Raw genomic sequence first — 21923 nt, 5'->3', positions numbered from 1 at the left:
GTGACCGATGTGACTCATTTGATCGATCATTTTTGGGGATGCCTGCCCTCAGACCCCCGAAAAGGGGCGTCGGGACCGCAGGGTCACCGGCCCGAGAGCCGGAAGTCCAGTGCCGTGCAGCGCCGCCCTGCCGACACCGTGCGCACCGCCTGGCCGATCGCCTTGCGTGAACCGACGAGGACGACCAGTTTCTTCGCCCGGGTGACCGCCGTGTACAGCAGGTTCCGCTGGAGCATCATCCAGGCGCTGGTGGTGACCGGGATCACCACGGCGGGATATTCACTTCCCTGCGAGCGGTGAATGGTCACCGCGTACGCGTGCGCCAGTTCGTCCAGTTCGTCGAACTCGTAACCGACCTCCTCGTCCTCGTCCGTCAGCACGGTGAGGCGCTGGTCGACCGGGTCGAGCGAGGTGACCACGCCCACGGTGCCGTTGAAGACACCGTTGGTGCCCTTCTCGTAATTGTTGCGAATCTGGGTGACCTTGTCGCCGACCCGGAAGACCCGGCCGCCGAACCGCTTCTCGGGCAGCTCCGGGCGGCCGGGGGTGATGGCCTGCTGGAGCAGGCCGTTGAGGGTGCCCGCGCCCGCGGGGCCCCGGTGCATGGGGGCGAGCACCTGGACGTCGCGGCGCGGATCGAGGCCGAATCTGGCCGGAATCCGCCGGGCCGCCACGTCCACCGTCAGGCGGCCCGCCTCCTCCGTGTCGTCCTCGACGAAGAGGAAGAAGTCGTCCATGCCGTCGGTGACGGGATGCTGCCCGGAGTTGATCCGGTGCGCGTTCATGACCACGCCGGACTTCTGGGCCTGGCGGAACACGCGCGTCAGGCGCACGGCCGGGATCGGGCCGCCGTCCGCGAGCAGGTCGCGGAGCACCTCGCCGGCGCCGACGCTGGGGAGCTGGTCGACATCCCCGACGAAGAGGAGGTGCGCACCCGGGGGCACGGCTTTCACCAGCTTGTTCGCGAGCAGCAGGTCCAGCATCGACGCCTCGTCGACCACCACCAGGTCCGCGTCGAGGGGGCGGTCCTTGTCGTAGGCCGCGTCGCCGCCCGGCTTCAGCTCCAGCAGCCGGTGGACGGTGGAGGCCTCGGCGCCGGTGAGCTCGGACAGGCGCTTGGCGGCGCGGCCGGTGGGGGCGGCGAGGACGACCTTGGCCTTCTTGGCGCGGGCCAGCTCCACGATCGAGCGGACCGTGAAGGACTTGCCGCAGCCCGGGCCGCCGGTGAGGACGGCGACCTTCTCGCCGAGCGCCAGCTTGACGGCGGCCTCCTGCTCGGGGGCCAGCTCCACCCCGGTACGGGCCTTCAGCCAGCCCAGCGCCTTGTCCCACGCGACCTCCCGGAAGGCGGGCATCCGGTCCTGGTCGGTGCGCAGGAGGCGCAACAGCTGGGCGGAGAGGGAGAGTTCGGCGCGGTGGAAGGGGACGAGGTAGACGGCGGTGACGGGCTCACCGCCGTCAGGTCCCGGGACCTTCTCGCGTACGACGCCGGGGTCCTCCCCGTCCTCCGGGGGTCCGGCCAGCTCGCCCAGGCACTCGATGACCAGGCCGGTGTCGACCTGGAGCAGTTTCACCGCGTCCGCGATGAGCTGCTCCTCGGGGAGATAGCAGTGCCCCTGGTCGGCGGACTGCGACAGGGCGTACTGCAGGCCGGCCTTGACGCGCTCCGGGCTGTCGTGCGGGATGCCGACGGACTGGGCGATCTTGTCGGCGGTGAGGAAGCCGATGCCCCAGACGTCGGAGGCCAGGCGATAGGGCTGGTTCTTCACGACGGAGATCGAGGCGTCGCCGTACTTCTTGTAGATGCGCACCGCGATCGACGTGGACACCTCGACGGTCTGGAGGAAGAGCATGACCTCCTTGATCGCCTTCTGTTCCTCCCAGGCGTCGGCGATCTTCTTCGTGCGCTTGGGGCCGAGCCCGGGGACCTCGATGAGCCGCTTGGGCTCCTCCTCGATGATCTTCAGGGTGTCCAGGCCGAAGTGCTGGGTGATGCGGTCGGCGAAGACCGGGCCGATCCCCTTGACCAGGCCCGAGCCGAGATAGCGGCGGATGCCCTGGACGGTGGCCGGCAGCAGGGTCGTGTAGTTCTCGACGGTGAACTGCTTGCCGTACTGGGGGTGTGAGCCCCAACGCCCCTCCATCCGCAGGGACTCGCCCACCTGGGCACCGAGCAGCGCGCCGACGACCGTCAGCAGATCACCTGCGCCGCGGCCGGTGTCGACGCGGGCGACCGTGTAGCCGTTCTCCTCGTTGGCGTAGGTGATGCGCTCCAGAACGCCTTCGAGCGTGGCCAGTCGCCGCTCGCCCGTCTGGGAGGCCCCCGCCTGATTGGACATGATCCGACGGTACCGCGCGGGTCCGACAACGGATGCGGGCGCGGACCGAAACGGCTCCCGCACCGAGCGGCCGTTGTTGCTGGTCAGCTGGGTGGAGTCGGTGTGGGCGGGGCCGAGTCGGCGGGGCCGGTCAGGAAGTCGGTGATGAGCTGACTCGACTCGGGCGGGGCGGCGTGCGGCAGCGCGTGGTGGGACACGTGCGGCAGCGTGGTCGTCGTGACGCGCGGCAGGAGCGTCTCGGCAGCGGCGGCCACCTTGGCGGGGTTGTGGGTCCGGCTGTTCTCGGCGAGCAGGAGCAGGACGGGCAGGTTCAGGCGGCGCAGCGCCTTGGGCCTCGGGCGTGGTCCGACCACCGGGCGGAGGGAGGGAAAGCCCGCGGCTGCCTCCTGGAGGGCGAGCCAGTCGGGGTCGAGGGGGGCGCCCCCCGTCTCCCATTCCAGGAAGTTCCGGACCCGTCGGGGCGTGGGTCGCACCAGCATCCGCAGCGCGTGCGCCCCGTACGACGACTTCAGCGCGGCGAAGCACTGGGTCGGGTCGAAGAGAACCAGGTGGCGTACCCGGTGGGGCGCGCGCAGGGCGTAGTGCAGCGCGATCCAGGCGCCGTACGAGTGCCCGCCCAGGTCGGTCTCCGCGAGGCCGAGGCCCTTGAGGAGCGCGTCGAGCCAGGTCGTCAGGTCGGCGACCGTACGGGCTTGGCGGTCGGGGGCGGATGTGCTGCGGCCCGGGGCGCCGATCAGGTCGACGGCGTACAGCCGGTGGACGCGGGAGAGTTCGGTGGCCTGCCGGTACCAGGAGGCCGAGGTCGCGCTTCCCCCTCCCGGCAGCAGGAGGAGTGGAGGGCCGTCGGCCGGGCCGCACACGTTCACGTGCGTCGCGCCGAACGGTGTGGGCACGGTCAAGGCCTCACGCGATGCCGGCCACTTGGTCATGACCTTGTCGTAGGCGGCGAGGAAGCCGTCGAAGTCGTACGTGCGGCGAGCGCTCATGAGCCAGGTCCCCTTATTATCTCGCTCAGTGAGATACTTGTTGAGCGAGATGATAGTCGGAGGCAGCAGGTGACCGACAAGGGTGGCGAGGAGCCCGCCGAGGCGGCGGGGCAGGGGCCCGAGATGGAGATCGTCCATCTGCTGCGCGCCGTGACCGTCGACCTCGGGCGGCACAGCGCCCGGTTCGCCCAGCACAACGGCATGCATCCCACCGACGTGCGCGCGCTGATCGTCCTGATGGACGCCTACCGCGCGGGCACGGAGACCACGGCGGGGCAACTCGGTGCCGCGCTCGCGCTGAACTCGGCGGGGACCACGGCCCTGGTCGACCGGCTGGAGCGGGCCGGGCATGTGCGACGGGTGCGCGACCAGCGGGACCGCCGCAAGGTCACCATCGAGGTCGACGAGCGGGCGATCACCCTCGGCCGTCAGCACTTCGGCCCGCTGATCGACCGCGCGGTGGCCCTGTTGCACCGGTACGACGAGCGGGAACGGGCCGCGATCAGGGACTTTCTGACGGGGGTGCGGGAGGCCGCGGCACAGGAAGACGACTAGGGCGTGTTGCGAAAGTCCCGTCGTCCGCCCGTAGGGCGGGCCGAGCGGCGTCGTGGGGGCCCCTCCCGCTCGAGCGCAGCCGAGAGTGGGGGAGCGTGCTCTCGGCGTGCCGGGCGGAAGCCCTCGTACTGGTTGTACGTGGGTTTTCGCCCGGTGCGGCGAGTGGGGGCACCTCCCACGCCCTTAAGGCAGTGGGGGAGCGTGCCAGGCGTCGCTCGGCAGGCGGGACTTTCGCAACACGCCCTAGTGCCGCATCCGGCAACGTTCGCCCGGTGACGATCCGGCGTAGGCGCTCGTCGGCGGCGTGGACTTCAGACGTATCAGCCCAGATGCCGGGCGAAGAATCGCAGCGAGTCGTCTATTTCGAACCGCGGCAGATCTCCGTGCTTGCCGGGGTTCGCGTGCAGTGTCTTCTCGGCTGAACCGATGGCATCGAACAACGCCAGGCTCTGTACACGGGGCATCCGCTCATCGTCCCACTGGACCAGAAATTGCACCGGCACGGTGATCTGCGCGGCGGTCCCTGCCAGCACGGGCGACCCTTGCAGGCCCAGTACCGCGGCGCGGACTCGAGGTTCTGCGGCGACGAACGGTATACCGAACGCGCAGCCCAGCGACACGCCCCAATAGCCCACCGGTCCGCCGCCGACATGGTCGAGTTGCTGGACTGCGGTCAGGATCGCCTGCCAATCCGCGACGGTCTGCCCGGCCACGAGCGTGTACATGGCGGTGTCCAGCGCAGCCGTATCCTCTCCGGCGGCCATACGCGCCCGGTACTCGGTCGCGATCCGGTCGAACTCTTCGTCCGTCGGACGCTCGCCGTGGTTGGGCACGTCGATCGCGGCGACCGCGAACCCGCCGTCGGCGGCGAAGCGATGCGCGCGGGCCAGGATGCCGGGGGCCTTCTTGTGTTGCCCGCCGCCGTGTCCCATCAGGATCAGGGGGCGAGTGCCGTGGGCGTCTTCCGGCGTCCACAGCACTCCGGGGATCTCGTCAAGGGCGAAGAGCTGTTCGGTAACGCCGCCCAACGACGTCTTGGAGATGAAGCGCATAGCGTTTCAAGCCTTTCGGGATGCCTTCTGCAGGCGCTCCCTAGACCATGCGAGGGAGGGAGCCCCCATCTGTCACAGCGTTGATCGGTCTCACCTCCTCGATTTCGCAGCGGGCACGGCGACGCTGAACGTATCGCACGGGGGCATCACTCGCGTCTCGCCAGGGCGAACGTTGCCTGACGCGGCACTAGGTGGTGCGGGGCATGAGGCTGTTGACGCCTGAGCAGGTCTTGATTTCGTCGTAGCGATGAGCGCTGGAAGAGCGCGGTGTGCCCGGACGTTGCCTCCAGGTATGAAGATCAGCGAAGCTTCCAGACTCAGCGGCGTGAGCGCGCGATCATTGCGGCACTACGAGGATGAGGGCCTCATCGTCCCCGGTCGGTGCAGCAATGGGTTCCGCGACTACTGCCCGTCCACAATCGACCGGGTGCTCGTGATCCGCTCGCTGCTGGAGTCCGGGCTCCCCGTGCGGTTGATCAGGGAAGTTCTGCCCAGCCTCGCTGACGGACCTGATATCGGCACGGACGTGGTGCGCGCGGAGTTCCTGCACGAGGTGCAGAGATATCGCGATCGGCTCGCTGCACGTATCGCCGTTCTCAGTGATCAACAGGCGGCACTCGACGCCTACTTGCAAGAGGCCCGTAGCACTGGGCCTATGACCGCCGTTTGACCTTGACCCAAGTGTGAGACTCCTACGTTTCGTGCATGGAGATCAACGAGCAGCAGCACAGAGCTGAGCAGACGGTACGAGCACTGGTCCAGCGGTCGCACCGGGGACCGGAGGATCTGACCCTCACGGCCGATCAGCCCCGACCCACCCCGGGGCCCGGCGAGTACCTGATCCGCGTGGGTGCCGCCGGGGTCAACTTCGCTGACGTGATGCAGACCCATGGCACTTACGGAGGAGGCCCGCAGGCGCCCTACGTGGCGGGCTTCGAAGCCGCCGGCGAGATCGTGGGCGTCGGCCAGGACGTCGGGAGCCCGCTTCAGGTCGGCACCCACGTCGTGGGAGCCGGCCCGGGAGCCTTCGCGCAGTACATGACGATGCCGGCCGCAGGTGTGCTCCCCGTGCCTTCCGGTTGGAGCGACGCCGAGGCACTCGGCTTAGTGCTGAACTGGGCCACCGCCTTGGCGGCACTGAAGCCGTTGGGCGAGATCAAGACTGGTGACGTGGTGCTCGTTCATGCCGCGGCCGGAGGCGTGGGGCAGGCCGCCGTCCGTCTCGCACGCCACTACGGTGCACGCGTGATCGCCACGGCGTCACCCGCCAAGCACGACACCGTCAGAGCGCTCGGCGCCGACGCGGTCCTGGACGGCGCACGCCCCGATCTGGCCGAGGAAATCACCCGCCTCACCGGCGGTGTCGACCTGGTCCTGGAATCGGTGGGACAGGCCACGTTCGAGGTCAGCCTGTCGGTCACCAAACCCTTCACAGGACGCGTCGTCGTATTCGGTGCTGCTTCCGGCAACGCCTCTTTGACCACACACGACCTGATCTTCATTCACCCGGTCCACATCAGAGGCCTTCACGTCGGTGCGCTGGCGGACGCGGCCCCGTCCCTCTATCAGTCGTTGCTCGTAGAGATCGAGGCACTCATCGCCCAAGGCGCTTATCCGCCCGGCACCCCGCAGGTTCATCCCCTGGCCGAGGGGCCGGCAGTGCTGCAGCAACTCCAAGCGGGTCAGACCTGCGGCAAGCACGCCCTCGATCCCTGGCGTTAGGGAGTGTCCGCGACATCACGATCCGGTCAAGAGGTGCCCTCAGGGGCTTGATCTACCGGCGTGTAATCGATTCCAATCCTCTCTGCAGGTCGATGTAATCGATTCCATGAGTTCCACAAGGAGGTGGAGCGGCGATGGCGAGTATCAAGGACGTCGCTGCCGAGGCCGGCGTCTCGGTCGCCACGGTCTCGCGTGCCCTGAACGGTCATCCGTCGGTCAGCGCGGACGCCCGCGCGCGCGTGCTGGCCGCCGTCGAGACGCTGGACTACCGCCCGAACGCCGTCGCCCGGTCGCTGCGTACCGACCAGACCCACACCCTCGGCCTGGTCATCAGCGACGTGATGAACCCCTACTTCACCGAACTGGCCCGCTCCGTCGAGGAGGAGGCCCGCGCGCTCGGCTACAGCGTCATCTTCGGCAACGCCGACGAGCGGCCCGACCTCCAGGACCACCACGTACGCAATCTGCTGGACCGCCGTATCGACGGCCTGCTGGTCTCCCCGACCGACGGCGGCTCGCCGCTGATGCTGGACGCCGCGCGCACCGGGACGCCGATGGTCTTCGTGGACCGGTGGATCCCGGGCATGGAGGTGCCGGTCGTGCGGGCGGACGGGCGGGCGGCCGTCCGGGATCTCGTCGCCCATCTGTACGGGCTCGGACACCGGCGGCTGGCGATCATCGCGGGCCCGGCGGCGACCACGACCGGCCAGGAGCGGGTGGACGCCTTCAGGGAGGCGCTGCACGCGCACGGCCTCGGTCTCCCCGACGTCTACACCGGGCGCGGCGACTTCCAGGCCGAGAGCGGGCGGCGGGTCACCGAGGGCTTTCTCGACCTGCCCGAGCCGCCCGAGGCCGTCTTCGCCGCGGACAACCTGATGGCCCTGGGCGCACTCGACGCGATCCGCGCACGCGGGCTGCGGGTGCCCGAGGACATCGCGCTGGCCGCGTTCGACGACATCCCCTGGTTCGTGCACACCGATCCGCCGATCACCGCGATCGCCCAGCCCACGGGCGAGTTGGGGCGGGCCGCCGTGCGCGCGCTCGTCGACCGCATCGAGGGACGGCCCCCCGAGTCCGTCACCCTCTCCGCCCGTGTCGTCGTCCGCCGCTCGTGCGGCGAACCGGCTCCCACCGAGCCACCCCCCGCGCAGTACCCCGCACAGTCCCCCGCTGTGCGGTCCCCCGCAAGAAGGAGCCACACGTGAGCAACCCGGACGAGTTGCTGCGCATCGAGGGCATACGGAAGACCTTCCCCGGCGTGGTCGCGCTCGACGGCGTCGACTTCGACCTGCGCCGGGGCGAGGTGCACGTCCTCCTCGGTGAGAACGGCGCGGGCAAGAGCACCCTCATCAAGATGCTCTCCGGCGCCTACACGCCCGACGGCGGGCGGATCCTGGCCGGTGGTGAGGAGGTGCGCATCCATGGTGCGCAGGACTCCGAGCGCCTCGGGATCGCCACCATCTACCAGGAGTTCACCCTCGTTCCCGACCTGACGGTGGCCGAGAACATCTTCCTCGGGCGGCAGCCGCGCCGCCTGGGCATGATCGACCGGAAGAGGATGGAGGCGGACGCCGCCGTCCTGCTCGAGCGGGTCGGCGTGAACGTGTCGCCCCGCGCGCGGGTACGTGAACTCGGTATCGCCCGCCTCCAGATGGTCGAGATCGCGAAGGCGCTGAGCCTGGACGCGCGAGTCCTGATCATGGACGAGCCGACCGCCGTGCTGACCTCCGAGGAGGTCGACAAGCTCTTCGCGATCGTGCGCACCCTGCGCGCCGACGGTGTGGGCGTCGTCTTCATCACGCACCACCTGGAGGAGATCGCCGCCCTCGGAGACCGGGTGACGGTCATCCGGGACGGCAGGAGTGTCGGGCAGGTCCCCGCCACCACGCCCGAGGACGAACTCGTACGTCTCATGGTGGGGCGGTCGATCGAGCAGCAGTACCCGCGCGAACGGGCCGACCGGGGCGCCGCGTTGCTCTCCGTCGAGGGCCTCACCCGCGACGGCGTCTTCCACGACGTCAGCTTCGAGGTGCACGCCGGCGAGGTCGTCGGCGTCGCGGGGCTGGTCGGGGCCGGTCGTACGGAGGTGGTGCGGGCGGTGTTCGGCGCCGACCAGTACGACAAGGGTGCCGTGAAGGTCTCCGGCGCCCCGGTCCCCCGGCACGACGTCAACGCGGCCATGACCGCGGGCATCGGTCTGATCCCCGAGGACCGCAAGGGCCAGGGGCTGCTCCTCGACGCCTCCGTCGAGGAGAACCTCGGTCTGGTCACCCTGCGGTCCGCCACCCGAGCCGGCCTCGTCGACCTCGCCTCGCAGCGCGCGGCCGCCGCCCGGATCGCCGAGCAGCTCGGGGTGCGGATGGCCGGACTCGGCCAGCACGTACGGACGTTGTCCGGCGGCAACCAGCAGAAGGTCGTCATCGGCAAGTGGCTGCTGGCCGACACCAAGGTGCTGATCCTCGACGAGCCGACCCGCGGGATCGACGTCGGCGCCAAGGTCGAGATCTACCAGCTGATCAACGAACTGACGGCCGCCGGGGCCGCCGTTCTGATGATCTCCAGCGATCTGCCCGAGGTGCTCGGCATGAGCGACCGGGTGCTGGTGATGGCGCAGGGCCGGATCGCGGGCGAACTCGCCGCCGACCAGGCCACGCAGGACGCGGTGATGGCGCTCGCCGTAAGCAACCCCACGCACGAGAAGACCGAAACGGAGGCCTCCGGTGGCCACTGACACGCTCAAGAGCACGACGGGCGCGGGTGGCGCCTCGGGCGGCCTGCGCCGTCTCCTGCTCGACAACGGCGCGCTGACCGCGCTGATCGTCCTCGTCATCGGAATGTCGGCGCTGTCCGGCGACTTCATGACGACCGACAACCTGCTCAACGTCGGCGTCCAGGCGGCCGTGACCGCCATCCTCGCCTTCGGCGTCACCTTCGTGATCGTCTCGGCGGGCATCGACCTGTCGGTGGGCTCGGTGGCGGCCCTGTCGGCCACCGTCCTCGCGTGGAGCGCCACCTCGCAGGGCGTCCCGGTCGCGATAGCCGTCGTCCTCGCGATCGCGACCGGCATCGTGTGCGGTGTGGTCAACGGTTTCCTGATCTCGTACGGGAAACTGCCGCCGTTCATCGCGACGCTGGCCATGCTGTCGGTGGCCCGCGGTCTGTCCCTGGTCGTCTCGCAGGGCTCCCCCATCGCCCTGCCCGGCTCCGTCTCGCACCTCGGTGACACCCTCGGCGGCTGGCTGCCGGTGCCGGTGCTGGTGATGGTCGTGATGGGGCTCATCACGGCGTTCGTGCTGGGGCGGACGTACATCGGGCGCTCGATGTACGCGATCGGCGGCAACGAGGAGGCGGCCCGGCTGTCCGGTCTGCGGGTGAAGCGGCAGAAGCTCGCCATCTACGCGTTCTCCGGTCTGTTCGCCGCCGCCGCGGGCATCGTGCTCGCCGCCCGGCTGTCCTCCGCGCAGCCGCAGGCCGCGCAGGGCTACGAGCTGGACGCGATCGCCGCGGTCGTCATCGGCGGCGCCTCGCTCGCGGGCGGCACCGGCAAGGCGTCCGGCACGCTGATCGGCGCGCTGATCCTGGCGGTGCTGCGCAACGGGCTGAATCTGCTGTCCGTCTCCGCCTTCTGGCAGCAGGTCGTCATCGGTGTCGTGATCGCGCTGGCGGTGCTGCTCGACACGGTCCGGCGGAAGGCCGGTGCGACTCCGGTCGCCGCGGGCACCTCCAGTGGCGGCAAGGGCAGGCAGGCGGCGACGTACCTGCTCGCGGCCGTGGTCGCGGCGGCGATCGTCGGGGGCATGTCCTTCCTGCACGGCGGTACCTCGGAGGCGAAGAGCCAGAAGATCGGGCTGTCGCTCTCCACGCTCAACAACCCGTTCTTCGTGCAGATCCGGGCGGGTGCGCAGGCGGAGGCGAAGAAGCTGGGCGTGGACCTGACGGTCACCGACGCCCAGAACGACGCCTCGCAGCAGGCCAACCAGCTGCAGAACTTCACCAGTGAGGGACTCGGCACGATCATCGTCAACCCGGTGGACTCGGACGCGGTGACCCCGGCGGCGAAGGCCGTCAACAAGTCGGACATCCCGCTGGTGGCGGTCGACCGGTCGGTCAACAACGCGGACAGCGCCGCGCTCGTCGCCTCCGACAACGTCACCGGCGGCAAGCTCGCTGCGAAGACGCTCGCCGGGAAACTGGGCGGCAAGGGCACCATCGTGATCCTCCAGGGCCAGGCGGGCACCTCCGCCAGCCGGGAGCGCGGCTCCGGCTTCGCCGAGGGTCTGAAGGCCTACCCGGGCATCAAGGTGGTCGCCAAGCAGCCCGCCGACTGGGACCGCACCAAGGGCCTGGACGTCATGACCAACCTGCTCCAGGCCAACTCCGACATCGACGGTGTCTTCGCGGAGAACGACGAGATGGCGCTGGGCGCGATCAAGGCGCTGGGTGCCAAGGCCGGAAAGTCCGTCCAGGTCATCGGTTTCGACGGCACGGCGGACGGGCTGACCGCCGTCAAGGCGGGCACGCTGTACGCGTCGGTGGCGCAGCAGCCGACGGAACTCGGCAGGATCGCGGTACGCAACGCGGTCAAGGTCGCCGAGGGCGACAAGGTCGCGAAGTCGGTGATGGTGCCGGTGAAGGTGGTCACGAAGGAGAACGTGGCCGGGTTCACGGGCTGAGACCTGGGATCACACAGGATGAGATGACGGGCGGGCGGTCCTTGGGGGACCGCCCGCCCCGAGTCACCTATCAGGGGAGCAACCTCATGTACGACTACGACCTCCTGGTCGTAGGGTCGGCCAACGCCGACCTGGTGATCGGTGTCGAACGGCGCCCCGGCGCCGGGGAGACCGTCCTCGGCTCCGACCTGGCCGTCCACCCGGGCGGCAAGGGCGCGAACCAGGCGGTCGCCGCCGCCCGCCTCGGAGCGCGTACGGCCCTGCTGGCCCGGGTCGGCGACGACGCGCACGGCCGGCTGCTGCTCGACTCGCAGCGCGCGGCCGGAGTCGACACGGCGGGCGTCCTGGTGGGCGGCGCGCCGACCGGGGTCGCGCTGATCACGGTGGACCCGTCCGGCGACAACAGCATCGTGGTCTCGCCGGGCGCGAACGGCCGTCTGACCCCGGCCGACGTACGGGCCGCCGCGAGCCTGCTGCACGCCTCCCGGGTGGTGTCGGCGCAGCTGGAGATCCCGCTGGAGACGGTGGTGGAGGTCGTACGGGGGCTCGCGCCCGACAGCCGGTTCGTCCTGAACCCGTCGCCGCCGCGGCCCCTACCGCCGGAGGTGCTGGCGGCCTGTGACCCGCTGATCGTCAACGAGCACGAGGCGAAGGTGCTCCTCGGCGAGGACGGTGTGGAGGACGGTGTGGAGGGCTCTGTGAGCGATGCGCCGGAGGACTGGGCGCGGCTGCTGCTGGCCAAGGGCCCGCGGTCGGTGGTCGTCACCCTGGGCGCGGAGGGCGCGCTGGTCGCGTCGGCGCAGGGCGTGACGCGGCTACCGGCCGTGAAGGTGACCGCCGTGGACACCACGGGCGCGGGCGACGCGTTCACCGCGGCGCTGGCCTGGCGGCTGGGGGCGGGCTCGTCCCTGGCGGAGGCGGCGGCGTACGCGTCCCGGGTCGGGGCGGCGGCCGTCACCGGGCAGGGTGCGCAGGACTCCTTCCCTACGGCGGCGGAGGTCGAGGCCCTGTGAAGAAGGCCGGAATCCTGAACCGTCATCTCGCCGGGGCACTGGCCGAACTGGGCCACGGGGACGGGGTGCTGGTGTGCGACGCCGGTATGCCGATCCCGGACGGGCCGCGGGTCGTGGACCTGGCCTTCACGGCCGGGGTGCCGACCTTCGCGGAGGTGCTGGACGGTCTGCTGGCCGAGCTGGTGGTGGAGGGCGCGACGGCTGCGACGGAGGTGCGGGACGCCAATCGGGCGGCCTCGGCGCTGCTGGACGGGCACTTTCCGGAGCTGGCCCTGGTCCCGCACGAGAGGCTCAAGGAGCTGTCGGCGGGAGCGCGTCTGATCGTACGGACGGGCGAGGCGCGGCCGTACGCGAACGTGCTGCTGCGGTGTGGGGTGTTCTTCTGAGCCACTGAGAAGAAAGTTCAAGGGGGCCCGGTCCGTCGACCGGGCCCCCTCGGGCTTCCCCTCCACATCAGAACCCCCGCGATCCCCCCGGATCCCCCCAGAGAAGTCCTGATGCCATGTACGACACCCCTGGTGCCGAAAGGGTTGCACAGTCTCTCCAGAAATTTTTTGGACACCGTTTCGGACTCCGTTTGAGAACAGGCCGTCGCGACAACGCCGTCGGCGGGAAGGCTGACGGCATGCTCGCGTGTGGATGCATGGACCCGTTCGACGTCATGCCGAGGCTGGCCGGATAGGAAGCCGTACCTGATCCTCGCGAAGCCCCCGAGGAGCCGGACGCGGTCGGTGGCTAGGCCGACGCATCGTCCTCAGCCGGATCCCTCCGCACAAGTCTCGCTCCCCTGCTTTCCGCTACACGTTTGACCTCCAGCAGGGACTCGGCGAGACGGCTGGCCAGATAGTGCAACTCCCCACTGCTCATGCCCGGTTCGGCGAGGAGTAGGGCGGCGTGGCCGAGGAGGTCACCAGCCATGCCGAGTTGCACGCGTTCCGTCTCGTCGGCGAAGCGCGAGACGTAACCCGTGCCGTCGCCTACGAGGTAGCAAGGCTTACCCTCCGAACCCAACCAGGGCAGCAGGCGAACGGCCCGCCCCTCGCATCCCGTGCTCACCTGTCGCTCCCCACGCGAGGGAAGAACGCCGAACCGAGCCCCACGCCGAGAACCTGGGATTTCGGGGCAGGCGGACTGTTCTCGCCTCGGAGAGGGCGCTCTTCCACGTTGCCGGTGACCCGTCCGACATACGGGCACGAGTACGGACAGACGGGCGGCGCGGGCCTCACGCGGCGGCGTCCGCGCACCGAGGAGAGGAACCGCAGCGGCTGTTTGAAGAGTCGGGCGATGGCGGTGGCCACGTCGACCTGCTTTCTCTCGACTGCGCTCTGTTGTGAATCAGTTACAGAGTGGGGTCGTCGTGGCTAGGCTTCCAGTACCTGGGAGTTGACGAAGCGCACGTCAAGTTGGGAGTCGGCAGGATGGCCAAGTCTCGTACACCGCGGACGCAACGGGAGAAGTACGGAGACGAACTGAGGCTGCGGCGGACAGCCGCCGACCTCACCCAGGAGGAACTGGGAAACCGGGTCGTGTGCTCGCCGACGCTGATCAGCCACTTCGAGGCGGGCAGGCGGCTGCCGAAGCCTGATGACGCGCAGCGGATCGACCGGGCGCTCGGTACCGACGGGTTCTTCGTCCGGTGGCTGGAAGACCTGGAGTCGAAGTACGCCGACCACTTCGCGGCCGTGGCCGAGCTGGAGCAACAGGCCACGTTGATCCAGCAGTTCGCCCTCTCACTGGTCCCTGGCGTGTTCCAGACCGATGACTACGCACGCGCCCTGTTCCGCGCGTACCGGCCGAACCACACTGCGGAGGAACTTGACGAAGCCGTTGTCATTCGAACAAAGCGTGCCCGGATTCTCGAAGGGTCGTTGAAGCCGGTGGTCTGGACACTGCTCGACGAAGCCGTCCTGCGGCGCTGCGTCGGCGGTCCACAAGTCATGGCCGAACAGCTGGGCAAGATCGCGGCCTTGGCCGAGGCCGGGCGCATGCGGCTGCACGTCCTGCCGTACGGCGTCGGGGCGCACGCGCTCATGGAGAGCCTGCTCACGCTTATGAGCTTCGAGGACTCCGCGCCGGTGGCCTACGTCGAGGGCTTTCTCACCGGCCACTTGATGGACGATCCGGCCCTGGTGACCGCCAGTCAGACCGCCTACGCTCTGGCACTGAGCGACGCGTTGTCGCGACATGAGTCATTGGCCCTTGTCAGAGCCGCAGCGGAGGAACACGCACATGGTCAGCAGTGAGCACACCGTCTCCGACTCGTCCGCAATCACCGGGTGGTTCAAGTCGAGCTACAGCGGCGGCGGTCAGGGCGAATGCCTCGAAGTCGCCCGCGGCCACGCCGGTGTGCCCGTTCGGGACAGCAAGGCTGCCGGCGGTCCGGCGCTGGTGTTCTCGACGCAACGGTGGGCGTCGTTCCTGACTGCCGTCAAGGACGGTCACATCGGCACGTGATCGGCGCGCGGGACCCGCTCGGTCACAGACCTGACCGGTACCCGTCGTCGCGCTGATCCTCGATGCGGACAGTCAGGTCGGGCCAGTGTTCGAACCATCGCGCCAGATCCCCCGAGGTGCACAACCACTGCGCACGCAGGATTTCGTCCGGCAGGAAGCGAACACAGGTCCCTGTGGTCCCGTCGGCCACGACAGGCTCCAGATCGGTCACCGGGACGCCGTACTCGTAGCGCTGCGTCCAGGAACCGTTGAGACGGCGGTTGGTATGAATCAGCCACTTGCTGAGCGCTGCCACGACGGACATACCGCGACGCGGATGTCCGTCCGGAAGGAAGCCGTTCCGCCTCCGGGAAGTCGAAGAAGCGAAGGTCCTTCGTGGCCATGACTGGTTTCTTCACCACCCGGCCATGTTCGTCGCTCCGAGTGTCGGTGCCCCGTCCGTCATCCTCCACCGACACCGAGCCGTCGGAATGCAGCGTGACCACGCACTGTGCTGCTCGACCTCGCGGGGCCAGCCGTGCTCGACTGCGTCGGGTACACGCAGTTCCCAGGACTGGGACCCACAGACGCAGGTCGTCGCTGGAGGCAGCGAAATGGATGAGGCCGGACGTCACGTATGTGGCGGCCGGGAAACAGGTCTCCCCGTTCCCCGGCCGCCGCACCGCCTACCCCGTATGCGTCACGAACCGCTCAGCCGTCTCCGCCAGCACCTCCCGCCCGTCCCGGGCCCACAGGCCGTCGTTGAACAGCTCGACCTCGATCGGGCCGGTGTAGCCGGCCGCGGTCACGTAGCCCAGCCACTCGCGCATGTCGATCGCGCCGTCGCCGATCTGGCCGCGGCCGTTGAGGACGCCCTCGGGAAGGGGGGTGGTCCAGTCGGCGAGCTGGAAGGTGTGGATGCGGTCGCCCGCGCCGGCCCGGGCGATCTGCTCGGGGGCCGTGTCGTCCCACCAGATGTGGTACGTGTCCACGGTGACGCCGACCTGGTGGGCCGGGAAGCGTTCCGCGAGGTCCAGGGCCTGGGCGAGGGTGGAGACCACGCAGCGGTCGGAGGCGAACATGGGGTGCAGCGGCTCGATGGCCAGCTTCACCCCGTGGTCCTCGGCGTACGGGCCCAGTTCGGCGAGCGCGTCCGCGATCCGCTCCCGGGCGCCGCGCAGGTCCTTCGAGCCGGTGGGGAGGCCGCCGGAGACCAGGACGAGGACGTCGGTGCCGAGGGTGGCCGCCTCGTCGACCGCGCGGCGGTTGTCGTCCAGCGCCCGGGCTCGCTCGTCCGGGTCGATGGCCGTGAGGAAGCCGCCCCGGCACAGGGTGGTGACGGCCAGGCCCGCGTCGCGGACCAGCTTGGCCGTGGCGTCCACCCCGTACGTCTGGACGGGTTCACGCCACAGGCCGACGCCCGGCACCCCCAACTCCAGGCAGGTGTCGACCAGTTCCGGCATCGACAGCTGCTTGACGGTCATCTGGTTGATGCTGAAGCGAGCGAGGTCGGTCACTGGTCCACTCCGTACACGGACAGCAGGGTCTTCATCCGCTCCTCGGCCAGCTTCGGGTCCGGGAACAGGCCGAGGCCGTCCGCGAGTTCGTAGGCGCGGGCGAAGTGCGGCAGGGAACGCGCCGACTGGAGGCCGCCGACCATGGTGAAGTGGCTCTGGTGACCGGCCAGCCAGGCCAGGAACACCACACCCGTCTTGTAGAAACGGGTCGGCGTCTGGAAGAGGTGGCGGGACAACTCCACGGTGGGGTCGAGGAGTTCACGGAAGCCGGCCGTGTCGCCGGTGTCCAGGGAGCGGACCGCCTGAGCAGCGAGCGGGCCCAGCGGGTCGAAGATGCCGAGCAGGGCGTGACTGAAGCCCTGCTCGTCGCCCGCGATCAGCTCGGGGTAGTTGAAGTCGTCGCCGGTGTAGCAGCGGACGCCCTCCGGGAGGCGGCGGCGCAGGTCGATCTCGCGCTGCGCGTCCAGCAGGGAGACCTTGATGCCGTCCACCTTGTCCGGGTGCGCGGCGATGACCTCCAGGAAGGTGTCGGTGGCCGCGTCCAGGTCGGAGGAGCCCCAGTAACCCTCGAGCGCCGGGTCGAACATCGGGCCGAGCCAGTGCAGGATCACCGGCTCGGTGGCCTGTCGCAGCAGGTGGCCGTAGACGTCGAGGTAGTCCTCGGGGCCCTTCGCCGCCGCCGCGAGGGCGCGGGACGCCATCAGGATGGCCTGCGCGCCGGACTCCTCGACGAGGGCGAGCTGCTCCTCGTAGGCGGCGCGGACCTCGGTGAGCGACGCCGGGCCGGTGAGCTGGTCGGTGCCGACACCGCAGGCGATGAGACCGCCGACCGCCTTGGCCTCGGCCGCGCTGCGGCGGATCAGCTCGGCGGCGCCCGCCCAGTCCAGGCCCATGCCGCGCTGGGCGGTGTCCATCGCCTCGGCGACCCCGAGCCCGTGCGACCACAGGTGGCGGCGGAAGGCGAGGGTGGCGTCCCAGTCGACGGCGGCCGGGGAATCGGGGGTGGTGTCGGCGTACTGGTCGGCGACCACGTGGGCCGCGGAGAAGACCGTACGGGAGGTGAAGGGCGAACCGGTGGTGACCGCGAGGGGCTCCCGGCGGGGCTCGTACGCCCTGCGTCCGCCCGCGAAGTCCGGCAGGTGGATGGTCACAGCGAGATCTCCGGTACGTCGAGACGGCGGCCCTCGGCGGACGACCTCAGGCCCAGCTCGGCGAGCTGGACGCCGCGGGCACCGGCCAGCAGGTCCCAGTGGTAGGGGGCGTCGGCGTAGACGTGCCGGAGGAACAGTTCCCACTGGGCCTTGAAGCCGTTGTCGAACTCGGCGTTGTCCGGGACCTCCTGCCACTGGTCGCGGAAGGCCTCGGTGGCGGGGATGTCGGGGTTCCACACCGGCTTGGGTGTCGCACTGCGGTGCTGGACGCGGCAGTTGCGCAGACCGGCGACGGCCGAGCCCTCGGTGCCGTCGACCTGGAACTCGACCAGTTCGTCGCGGTTGACGCGCACGGCCCAGGAGGAGTTGATCTGGGCGATGGCGCCGCCGTCGAGCTCGAAGACGCCGTAGGCGGCGTCGTCGGCGGTGGCGTCGTAGGGCTTGTCGTTCTCGTCCCAGCGCTGCGGGATGTGGGTGGCGGTGAGGGCCTGGACGGACTTCACCCGGCCGAACAGCTCGTGCAGGACGTACTCCCAGTGCGGGAACATGTCGACAACGATGCCACCGCCGTCCTCGGCACGGTAGTTCCAGGACGGGCGCTGCGCGGTCTGCCAGTCGCCCTCGAAGACCCAGTAGCCGAACTCGCCGCGGATGGAGAGGATGCGGCCGAAGAAGCCGCCGTCGATGAGGCGCTTGAGCTTGAGCAGGCCCGGGAGGAACAGCTTGTCCTGGACGACGCCGTGCTTGATGCCGGCGCCGTCGGCCAGGCGCGCGAGCTCCAGGGCGCCTTCGAGACCCGTGGCGGTCGGCTTCTCGGTGTAGATGTGCTTGCCCGCGGCGATCGCCTTCTTGAGCGCCTCCTCGCGGGCGGAGGTGACCTGGGCGTCGAAGTAGATGTCGACGGTCGGGTCGGCGAGAACCGCGTCCACGTCCGTCGAGACGTGTTCCAGGCCGTGCTGTTCCGCCATCGCCCGCAGGGCGTGCTCACGGCGGCCGACCAGGATCGGCTCCGGCCACAGCACGGTGCCGTCGCCGAGGTCGAGGCCGCCCTGTTCGCGGAGGGCCAGGATGGAGCGGACCAGGTGCTGGCGGTAACCCATGCGCCCGGTCACGCCGTTCATGGCGATTCGCACCGTCTTGCGTGTCACGTCATTCCCTTCGTAGGTGTCGTACGCAGCGTTCGTTCGCGTTTCGTACGCGGTTGTGCGCGCCGCGTACGCATCTACTGATGAGCGGTACAGCAAGCGCTTTCTATCTATGAAGAAGCTAGCCTCTGTGCAGCGGTCCGGACAAGACCGTGACGGGGTTGAGTTGTTCGAGGGGGCGAACAACTGGGGGGCGGGGCTTTATGGTCTGCTCGACACGATCGGAACCGTGCCCGTGGGGGGCGTGTCTACCCAGCGAGACGGCTCGGCCGGGGGACGGCTCGGCCAGGTGACGGCTCGACCACGTGCCGGCTCGGCCACGAGGACGTACGACGAGATGCGCGACCGGAGGACGACGAGATGACGGTGACCCTGGCGGACGTGGCGGCCCGCGCGCAGGTCTCGCCCGCGACGGTGTCGCGCGTGCTGAACGGGAACTATCCCGTGGCGGCCACCACCCGGGAGCGGGTACTGCGGGCGGTGGACGAACTGGACTACGTGCTCAACGGTCCCGCCAGCGCCCTGGCCGCGGCCACGTCCGACCTGGTCGGGATCCTGGTGAACGACATCGCCGACCCGTTCTTCGGGATCATGGCGAGCGCCATCCAGGCCGAGATCGGGGGGCCCGGCGGGCGGGCCGGCGGGGAACGGCTCGCGGTGGTCTGCAACACGGGGGGCTCCGCGGAACGCGAGCTGACCTACATCACCCTGCTGCAGCGGCAGCGGGCGGCGGCCGTGGTACTGACCGGCGGCGCCATGGAGGACGTACCGCACGCCGCGGCCATGGACGCGAAGCTGCGGAAACTCGCGGAGGCGGGGACGCGGGTGGTGCTGTGCGGGCGCCCACCCGCACCGGAGACCGGGGCGATCGCGCTGACCTTCGACAACCGCGGGGGCGGACGGGAACTCACCGAGCACCTGATCGGGCTCGGACACCGGAAGCTCGGCTACATCGCGGGTCCCGAGGAACGCACGACGACCCGGCACCGGCTGGAGGGGCACCGGGCGGCCCTGGCGGAGCACGGGATCACGGAGGATCCCCGGTGGACGGTCTGGGGTCGCTACGACCGGCGGTCCGGGTACGAGGCGACGCTGGAGCTGCTGCGCCGGGACCCTTCCCTGACGGCGGTCGTGGCGGCGAACGACTCCGTCGCGCTCGGGGCGTGCGCGGCGCTGCGCGAATCGGGGCGGCGGATTCCGGACGACGTCTCGGTGGCGGGGTTCGACGATCTGCCGTTCAGTATCGACGCGGTGCCCTCGCTGACGACGGTGCGCCTACCGCTGGCCGAGGCGGGGGCGCGCGCCGGGCGGATCGCGATGGGGCGCGAGGAGCCGCCGCCCGGGGGGATCGCGGTGATCCGGGGGGAGTTGATGGTGCGGGGGTCCTCCGGGGTGCCGCGAGGATGAGGGGGGACTGCTCCGGGGGCTTGGTGACGGCGTGGTGGGGTGAGTCCGACGGCGCCCGCCACCGACCGAGCCGACGGACGCCCGCCACCGACCGAGTCGGCGGCGGCCTGCCCGCCACCCACCGGGATCTGACGCTGCCGTGGTCATAGGTCGTGCCTTCAACGCCCACCGCGGTCGAGAGCGGCGATCTCGCGTACGGACTCGGCGACGGCCAGGAAGTCCTTCTTGAGGATCGCACCGTGATTGCTGGCGACCTTCGCGCTGATCTGTATGTTCGGGTTGCGGGCGGTCACCGCGTCGAGGCCGGCCCGTATCCGCTCCTGCTCATCACCGCGGCTTCCGAAGGACGTCCCCGAAGCGACCACGTACCGCACCGGCACGGTGATGTCGTCCAGTACGGGGCCCAGCTCGCGCTCGCGGGAGAGCCTGCCGAGCTCGATGTTGCTGTTCGCCTGCTGTTCGGCGGTCATTCGCGGGGTCAGACCGGTCGGGCGCAGCAGCGGCATGATCCAGCCCAACCGCCGGAACAGCTTGCGGATCCGCTGCTCCATGGCCTCGTCGAGCCAGTCGTACGGGAACGCGCCGTCGACCAGGACCGCGCCCAGCGCACGCTCCGGATTCCGGCCGGCCCAGTGCGCCCCGACGACCGCCCCGTAGGACCAGCCCACCACCAGTGCCCGCTCCACTCCCCTGGCCGCGAGGACCGCGTCGACGTCCCGGACGGCGGCCTCGAAGGAGTAGTCCGCCGACTGCTTCGATCTGCCACGGGCCCGCTCGTCGTAGGTGATGTGCCGCCCTTCCGGCCCCAGTTCGGCGATGACCCGCCTCCAGTACCCCTGCGTGGCGAACTGGCCGTTGAGGTAGATCACCGGGGTCCCGGGACCGCCGGTGTCGGTGACGGCGAGGGCCGTGTCGTCGACCGGCACCATGCCGGTCCACTGGGACTTGGCCGAGGACGTGCCGTTCTTGTTGGTCATGTGTTCTCCCTGGTCAGGTGAGAGCTCCTGGTACGGATCCGGCTGAATGGCCCTGGTTCAGCGCCTTCAGAGGCTGCGGGCGGTGATGTCGCCGTGGGCGGTGGTGGCGCGGATGTCGAGTTCGGCGGTGCCGTCGTTCTTGAGGGCGTTGCTGACGCGGCCGTACCCGGTGCCGGCGTCCAGGGCGGCCGAGACACCGGCCGCGGCGCCGACCGAGATGTCACCGGCCTGGGTGCGGAGCACGACCGTGCCGCGCACGGCCTCGGCGATCCGGATGTCGCCCCGTGTGGTGCTGATCTCCGCGGGGCCACCCAGCCGTCCGACCTCGACGTCGCCTTCGGTCGCGGTGAGGCGGACGCTCGCGGCCTCGTCGATCTTGATACGGCGGTACGCGCCGTCGAAGGCGACGTCGCCGAGGCGTCCGACACCGCGGAGCTCGGCGCTGCCGGCCTTGACCTCGACGTGGGAGCCGACGGGCAACTTGACGGTGACCTCCACGGCCCCGGAAGGGCCGAAGAGCTGACTGTCGGGGGTCGAGGCCGTGATCCGCAGGACGCCGTCCGTGTAGGCGACGGTGGTCTGCTCGGCGGCCTTGGTGTCGCGGCCCTTGGAGGAGGTGGCGGGCAGGACCTCGACGGTGGTGTCGGCGCGGTCGGCGGCGATGAACTGAACGCGCCCGGCGGGGATGTCCAGGACGGCGGAGATCGGGGTGGGGGTGTCGAACTTCTGCATCGTGCTCTCCCGTGCTCGTTTCTTGTTTCTGACATCGGAAACGCTACGTTGCTTTCCAAAGTGTGGCAACAAGTTCATTGCACAGCAGATGCGTTAATGCAGGTAGAAGCCACTGATTCATTGCAACGGACCGGAAGTGAACGCAACGCCCCTTCACCTTGCCGTTGCAATGATTGAGAACTGAACGCTATGGTGAGGGAGCCAGCAACCGCCACGAGGAA

General features: G+C 69.8%; 20 protein-coding genes. 11 read left to right on the top strand and 9 right to left on the bottom strand.

Annotation, left to right across the window (positions count from 1 at the left end; genetic code table 11):
- Nucleotides 1-83: 83 nt before the first annotated feature.
- Together ACFYRY_RS08500 and ACFYRY_RS08495 are read right to left on the bottom strand one after the other, a co-directional pair.
- A complete protein-coding gene (locus ACFYRY_RS08500; RefSeq protein ID WP_389141552.1) occupies nucleotides 84-2339 on the bottom strand; it encodes an ATP-dependent RecD-like DNA helicase in 2256 nt (751 codons plus the stop codon).
- 83 nt (nucleotides 2340-2422) lie between these two features.
- The gene (locus ACFYRY_RS08495; protein WP_389141550.1) at nucleotides 2423-3325 is read right to left on the bottom strand and encodes an alpha/beta fold hydrolase; all 903 of its coding nucleotides are present in this window, start codon (nucleotides 3323-3325) and stop codon (nucleotides 2423-2425) included.
- Between the two features lie 123 nt (nucleotides 3326-3448).
- On the opposite strand from ACFYRY_RS08495, the gene ACFYRY_RS08490 reads away from it, so the two are divergent.
- Nucleotides 3449-3880, top strand: a complete 432-nt coding sequence (locus ACFYRY_RS08490) for a MarR family transcriptional regulator (RefSeq protein WP_389143663.1) — start codon at nucleotides 3449-3451, stop codon at nucleotides 3878-3880.
- Nucleotides 3881-4200: 320 nt separating this feature from the next.
- On the opposite strand, the gene ACFYRY_RS08485 is transcribed toward ACFYRY_RS08490, so the two are convergent.
- A complete protein-coding gene (locus ACFYRY_RS08485; protein WP_389141548.1) occupies nucleotides 4201-4932 on the bottom strand; it encodes a dienelactone hydrolase family protein in 732 nt (243 codons plus the stop codon).
- Between the two features lie 292 nt (nucleotides 4933-5224).
- Here ACFYRY_RS08485 and ACFYRY_RS08480 point away from each other — a divergent pair, with 292 nt between their 5' ends.
- The 9 genes from ACFYRY_RS08480 to ACFYRY_RS08440 all read left to right on the top strand — a co-directional run bounded on the left by ACFYRY_RS08480 (nucleotide 5225) and on the right by ACFYRY_RS08440 (nucleotide 14794).
- Nucleotides 5225-5602, top strand: coding sequence for a MerR family transcriptional regulator (locus ACFYRY_RS08480; RefSeq protein WP_389141546.1), 378 nt, complete (start codon nucleotides 5225-5227; stop codon nucleotides 5600-5602).
- 176 nt (nucleotides 5603-5778) lie between these two features.
- The gene (locus ACFYRY_RS08475) at nucleotides 5779-6654 is read left to right on the top strand and encodes a zinc-binding dehydrogenase (RefSeq protein ID WP_389141544.1); all 876 of its coding nucleotides are present in this window, start codon (nucleotides 5779-5781) and stop codon (nucleotides 6652-6654) included.
- A 134-nt stretch (nucleotides 6655-6788) separates the two neighbouring features.
- On the top strand, nucleotides 6789-7859 hold the full coding sequence (locus ACFYRY_RS08470; protein ID WP_389141542.1) for a LacI family DNA-binding transcriptional regulator: 1071 nt from the start codon (nucleotides 6789-6791) through the stop codon (nucleotides 7857-7859).
- Nucleotides 7856-9385: a sugar ABC transporter ATP-binding protein gene (locus ACFYRY_RS08465; RefSeq protein WP_389141540.1), complete on the top strand. Its 1530-nt coding sequence runs from the start codon at nucleotides 7856-7858 to the stop codon at nucleotides 9383-9385. The genes ACFYRY_RS08470 and ACFYRY_RS08465 overlap by 4 nt, the downstream gene beginning before the upstream one ends.
- A complete protein-coding gene (locus ACFYRY_RS08460; RefSeq protein WP_389141538.1) occupies nucleotides 9375-11327 on the top strand; it encodes a substrate-binding domain-containing protein in 1953 nt (650 codons plus the stop codon). Before ACFYRY_RS08465 ends, ACFYRY_RS08460 begins: the two co-directional genes overlap by 11 nt.
- Before the next feature lie 86 nt (nucleotides 11328-11413).
- Nucleotides 11414-12340 (top strand): ribokinase, encoded by a 927-nt coding sequence (locus tag ACFYRY_RS08455; protein ID WP_389141536.1) that lies wholly within the window; start codon nucleotides 11414-11416, stop codon nucleotides 12338-12340.
- A complete protein-coding gene (rbsD, locus tag ACFYRY_RS08450; protein WP_389141534.1) occupies nucleotides 12337-12726 on the top strand; it encodes a D-ribose pyranase in 390 nt (129 codons plus the stop codon). The genes ACFYRY_RS08455 and rbsD overlap by 4 nt, the downstream gene beginning before the upstream one ends.
- 1032 nt (nucleotides 12727-13758) lie before the next feature.
- Nucleotides 13759-14583, top strand: coding sequence for a Scr1 family TA system antitoxin-like transcriptional regulator (locus ACFYRY_RS08445; protein WP_389143659.1), 825 nt, complete (start codon nucleotides 13759-13761; stop codon nucleotides 14581-14583).
- Entirely contained in the window at nucleotides 14570-14794 is a 225-nt protein-coding gene (locus tag ACFYRY_RS08440) for a DUF397 domain-containing protein (protein ID WP_389141532.1), read from the top strand. The genes ACFYRY_RS08445 and ACFYRY_RS08440 overlap by 14 nt, the downstream gene beginning before the upstream one ends.
- A gap of 22 nt (nucleotides 14795-14816) precedes the next feature.
- On the opposite strand, the gene ACFYRY_RS08435 is transcribed toward ACFYRY_RS08440, so the two are convergent.
- From ACFYRY_RS08435 to ACFYRY_RS08420, 4 genes are all read right to left on the bottom strand, one after another.
- On the bottom strand, nucleotides 14817-15098 hold the full coding sequence (locus ACFYRY_RS08435; RefSeq protein WP_389141530.1) for a hypothetical protein: 282 nt from the start codon (nucleotides 15096-15098) through the stop codon (nucleotides 14817-14819).
- Nucleotides 15099-15459: 361 nt separating this feature from the next.
- Nucleotides 15460-16290, bottom strand: coding sequence for a sugar phosphate isomerase/epimerase family protein (locus tag ACFYRY_RS08430; protein WP_389141528.1), 831 nt, complete (start codon nucleotides 16288-16290; stop codon nucleotides 15460-15462).
- Nucleotides 16287-17441, bottom strand: coding sequence for a dihydrodipicolinate synthase family protein (locus ACFYRY_RS08425; RefSeq protein ID WP_389141526.1), 1155 nt, complete (start codon nucleotides 17439-17441; stop codon nucleotides 16287-16289). The genes ACFYRY_RS08430 and ACFYRY_RS08425 overlap by 4 nt, the downstream gene beginning before the upstream one ends.
- On the bottom strand, nucleotides 17438-18589 hold the full coding sequence (locus ACFYRY_RS08420; RefSeq protein WP_389141524.1) for a Gfo/Idh/MocA family protein: 1152 nt from the start codon (nucleotides 18587-18589) through the stop codon (nucleotides 17438-17440). Before ACFYRY_RS08420 ends, ACFYRY_RS08425 begins: the two co-directional genes overlap by 4 nt.
- 357 nt (nucleotides 18590-18946) lie before the next feature.
- Between ACFYRY_RS08420 and ACFYRY_RS08415 the strand changes: the two genes are divergently transcribed.
- Nucleotides 18947-19993, top strand: a complete 1047-nt coding sequence (locus ACFYRY_RS08415) for a LacI family DNA-binding transcriptional regulator (protein ID WP_389141522.1) — start codon at nucleotides 18947-18949, stop codon at nucleotides 19991-19993.
- 158 nt (nucleotides 19994-20151) lie between these two features.
- Here the strand turns inward: ACFYRY_RS08415 and ACFYRY_RS08410 are convergent, their stop codons facing one another.
- Nucleotides 20152-20970 (bottom strand): alpha/beta fold hydrolase, encoded by an 819-nt coding sequence (locus ACFYRY_RS08410; protein ID WP_389141520.1) that lies wholly within the window; start codon nucleotides 20968-20970, stop codon nucleotides 20152-20154.
- Between the two features lie 66 nt (nucleotides 20971-21036).
- Nucleotides 21037-21702: a DUF4097 family beta strand repeat-containing protein gene (locus ACFYRY_RS08405; RefSeq protein ID WP_389141518.1), complete on the bottom strand. Its 666-nt coding sequence runs from the start codon at nucleotides 21700-21702 to the stop codon at nucleotides 21037-21039.
- Nucleotides 21703-21923 lie beyond the last annotated feature (221 nt).

Origin of the sequence: Streptomyces sp. NPDC005263 (assembly GCF_042872365.1) — a bacterium.
GTDB lineage: Bacteria > Actinomycetota > Actinomycetes > Streptomycetales > Streptomycetaceae > Streptomyces.
The sequence above is the reverse complement of the archived record's forward strand: the minus strand, read 5'-3'. Positions and strand labels throughout refer to the sequence as shown.